The organism is Kitasatospora sp. NPDC059803 (assembly GCF_042732255.1).
Classification (GTDB): domain Bacteria; phylum Actinomycetota; class Actinomycetes; order Streptomycetales; family Streptomycetaceae; genus Kitasatospora.
Genome location: NZ_JBHWIJ010000197.1, coordinates 12,079 through 16,163, shown reverse-complemented (window position 1 = coordinate 16,163; position 4,085 = coordinate 12,079). Strand labels below are relative to the sequence as shown.

Annotated in this window: 2 protein-coding genes; one reads left to right on the top strand and one right to left on the bottom strand. The window is 76.7% G+C overall.

Annotated elements, in window-relative coordinates; translation table 11 throughout:
• Positions 1–112: 112 nt before the first annotated feature.
• A complete protein-coding gene (locus ACFV6I_RS26810) occupies positions 113–1,186 on the bottom strand; it encodes a hypothetical protein (RefSeq protein ID WP_063350325.1) in 1,074 nt (357 codons plus the stop codon).
• Between the two features lie 259 nt (positions 1,187–1,445).
• Between ACFV6I_RS26810 and ACFV6I_RS26805 the strand changes: the two genes are divergently transcribed.
• On the top strand, positions 1,446–4,085 hold a 2,640-nt coding region (locus ACFV6I_RS26805), incomplete at its 3' end, for a BTAD domain-containing putative transcriptional regulator (RefSeq protein WP_380428104.1).

The following is a 4,085-nucleotide window of genomic DNA, read 5'->3' as shown; positions in this document are numbered from 1 at the left end:
TCCCCGGGGGGGGGGCGCGCGTCTCGGGGGGCCCCCCCCCCCCCGGGGGGCGCCCCCTAGCCGTTGTGGGCCCTCCCATCGTCGAAGGGGGCGGCCCGGGTACTGGTCGTGTTCAGCCGTGTTTGGACTCCGGGAGGCGGGCGCGGGGGGTGCCGTCCGGGGTGGCGGGGGCGGTGGTGTCCCAGGCTCGTAGGGCCGTGAGGGCGGCGGCGCGGGCGGGGGCCGTCGGGCGGACGCCCTCCGGGGCGAGGAGGAAGTCGGCGACGGGGGTGAGCAGCAGGGTGGCGGGTCCGGCCGGGAGGAGGCGGGCCTCGTCCCACTGGTGCCGGATGACGGTGCGGCGCAGCAGGGTGCCGTGCCGCGGGCGGAGCGGGCGGGTGAGGGCTTCGCGGCGGTGGAGTTCGGGGGCGACCTCGGCTTCCAGGACGGTGCGCACGCCGCCCAGGGAGCCCAGCGGCACGTGTTCGGCGGCGAGGTCGAGGAGCGCGACGGCCTCCGGGGCGAGCCGGTAGGCGGCGACCACGGCTGCGGTCTCGACGGCTTCGAAGGACTGCCGGGCCAGGCGGGCCACGTCGATCACGTCACCCGCCCGGAAGGCGCGGCCGAGCCCCTCCTCCGCGAGGGCGATCAGGCATTCGACGTGGTCGTCGGCGGCCAGGTAGGGCCGGACCGGGACGGTGGCGAGGTCGCCGGTGAGCGCGGCGGTTCCGAGCCGGACCTGGTACCACGGGTCGAGCAGCGGGTCCTCGGCCGGCCAGCGCAGGGTGACGGAGGTGTGCCGGGGGCGCTCGCCGAGCAGGGTGACCTCCACGGACTCCACCGGGTGCTCGGTGACCAGCCGGCTGACGGCCTGCCAGAGCGCGGCCTCGGTGGGGCTGACGAGGGTGAGCTCGCCCAGCGGCCGGGGCAGGTCGGACGGGTAGTAGCCGGCCAGCGGGAGGTCGCGGATCGGGCGCACCCCGGTGGCGTCGGCGAGGTCGCGGGCGAGCCGGGCGTAACAGTCGGCCCGGTCGCGGGCGCGCTGCAGTTCGGCGCGGGCGTGCTCGCCCATCCGGACGTCCTCCCGGACGAGCGCGGCGAGCACCAGGTAGGGGAGGTCGCGGGCGCCGCGGGCGCGGTGGAGCAGTTCGACCGGTCCGGCGACCGGGTCGACGTCGAGCAACCGGTAGAGCAGGTCGGTGTTCACTGGCGTCGGCCTCCGAGAAACGTGGTGGTCGCCCGGGCGGCGGCACCCGGGGGGTGTGGCGGGCCCGGCGGGTCGTACCGGGCCGACGGCTGGGGGGCCACACCAGTGATTGTGACGGTGGGCGATCAACACCGGATCACTACGGGGTCGACGATCTCTCGACAGCCCACCGGCTGGCGTGGGTTGATAGGGACTCATCAATCGGGGGGCGGACGCGTGCGTGGGCGGGGGCGGGCACATGAAGCGGGCAGGTGCACGAATGAGTGATTTCCGGTTCTCGGTGCTGGGGTTGATGAGAGCGCAGCGCGGCACGACCGTGCTGAAGGTCGGCAGTCCCCAGCAGCAGGCGATGCTGGCGGTGCTGCTGCTCCGGCCGGGGCACGGCGCGAGCGCCACGGACCTGATCGACGCCCTGTGGGGTGAGGAGCCGCCGAGCACCGCGGTGACGACGGTGCGGACGTACGCCTGGCGGTGGCGCAAGATCCTGCACGGCGACGAGCCGGACGCGCCGACCGTGCTGACCTCGGTCGGGGACGGCTACCGGCTGGTGCTGCCCAAGCACTCGGTGGACGCGGCGCAGGGCGAGGAGCTGGCGGCGCAGGCCGAGCGCACGGCGGCCGCCGGACAGCCGCAGCAGGCGCGTGACCTGCTGAACCAGGCGTTGGAGCTGTGGCAGGGCGAGCCGCTGGCCGGCATCCCCGGCCCGTTCGCGCAGCGGCAGCGCCAGCGGTTGCAGGAGCTCCGGCTGACCCTGCTGGAGGAGCGGATCGCCCTCGATCTGACGCTGGGCCGCTTCTCCCGGTGCATCCCGGAGCTGACCGCGCTGACCACCGAGCACCCGCTGCACGAGCGGGCGTACGGGCTGCTGATGCGCGCGCTGTACCAGGCCGGGCGGCAGGCGGACGCGCTGGCGGTGTACCGGGGCGTGCGTCAGTTGTTCCTGGACGAGCTGGGGGTGGAGCCCGGGGCGGAGCTGGACCAGTTGCACCGGCGGATCCTGGAGGGCGACCTGTCGCTCGCCGCCCCGGCGCCGGCCGCGGCGCTGCTCCCCGGCCCGGTGAAGCCGGCCGGGCCCGGGCCCGAGGCGCAGGATCCGCCGGACGGCCCCACGGCGGCGGGTGCGCCCGCCGCGCCCGCCGGCACCAGCACGACGGCGCCCAGACCGGCCCAGCTGCCGCCCGACGCGGCGGACTTCACCGGCCGCACCGTCCAGGTCGAGCGGCTGGGCGAGGCCCTCGGCGCCCCGGGGCAGCAGGCGCTGGTGATCGCGACCGTGGTCGGCATGGGAGGGGTCGGCAAGACCGCGCTGGCCCTGCACGTCGCCCACCGGGCCCGGGACTCCTACCCCGACGGGCAGCTCTACGTCGACCTGCGGGGCGCCGACACCACGCCGGCCGACCCGGAGGCGGTGCTCAGCAGCTTCCTGGTGGCGCTCGGCGTGCCGGCCGACGGGGTGCCCGAGGGGCTGGACGCCCGCTCGGCGCTGTTCCGCTCGGTGGTCGACGGCCGGCGGCTGCTGCTGGTGCTCGACAACGTCCACGACACCGCGCAGATCAGGCCCCTGCTGCCGGGCGCGGTCGGCTGCGCCGTGCTCACCACCAGCCGTACCCGCCTCTCGGGCCTGCCCTCGTCCGTCCAGGCCGATCTCGGCGTGTTCGAGCCGGCGGAGGCACTCGAACTGCTGGGCCGCACGATCGGCGCCGAGCGGCTGGCCGCCGAGCCGGAGGCCGCCCGGGAGCTGCTGCTCGTCTGCGGCCACCTGCCGCTCGCGGTGCGGATCGTGGCGGCCCGGCTGGCCGCCCGGCCGAGCTGGACGGTCCAGACACTGGGCCGCCGGCTGGCGGTCGAACGGCGGCGGATCGACGAGCTGCGCATCGGCGACCTGGCGGTGGAGGCCGCCTTCGAACTGAGCTACCGCCAGTTGACGCCCGCCCAGGCCCGGGCTTTCCGGCTGGCCGCCTCGGTGGACGGCCCCGACATCGGGCTGCCCGCCGCGGCCGCCCTGCTGGACCTGGACGAGTACGACGCCGAGGACCTGCTGGAGTCCCTGGTGGACGTGGCGATGATGGAGTCGCCGTTCCCCGGCCGCTACCGCTACCACGACCTGCTGCGCGCCTTCGCCCGGCGGCGCCCGGACCACCCGGGCGCGGCCGTGGAGGCCCGTGACCGGCTGCTGGACCACCTGCTGGCCACCGCGTGCGCGGCCTTCCAGCACGCCGTCCCGGGAGATCCGGCCGCCGGTGCGCTCGGGCCGGCCCGCAGCGCGGGCGTGGACCTCGGCGGCCCGGACGGCGCCCGGGCCTGGGCCGAGGCGGAGGGTTCCGGGGCGATCGCGCTCGCCGCCCAGGTGGCGTGCTGGACCGTCGCGGACGACACCGCGCCGGCCCCGGCCGACGGCGGCGCGGCACCGGATGCGTTGCGCGCCGCGATCGACCTGCTGATCGCGCTCACGCCGTTCGTCCTCGCCCCGCCCAGCCGCCAGCTCGCCAGTACGGCAGAGGCCCTGGCCACCGCCGCGGACCACCACACCGACCACCGGGCAGCTGGTCGGGCGCACTTCCTCCGCGGCAACGTCGCCCTGGCCGCCACCCGTCTGGAGGAGGCCGAGGCGGCCTCCCGGCTGGCGGTGGCCGCCTCCCGCTCGGCGGGCGACACGGTGATCCTGCGCCAGGCGCTGAACGACCTCGGCCTGGTCTGCCAGTTCCTCAGCCGCTACGACGAGGCCGTCGGACACTACGACGAGGCACTGCTGCTGGCCCGCGAACTCGGCCACCGCTCCGGGGCGCTGGTGACGACGGTGAACGCCGCGCTGGCCCGGGTGCGCAGCGGGCGGGCCCCCCGGGCCCGACCGCACATGCCCGAGGCGCGCGCCGCGCGGCCGGCCCCGCCCCACCAACCC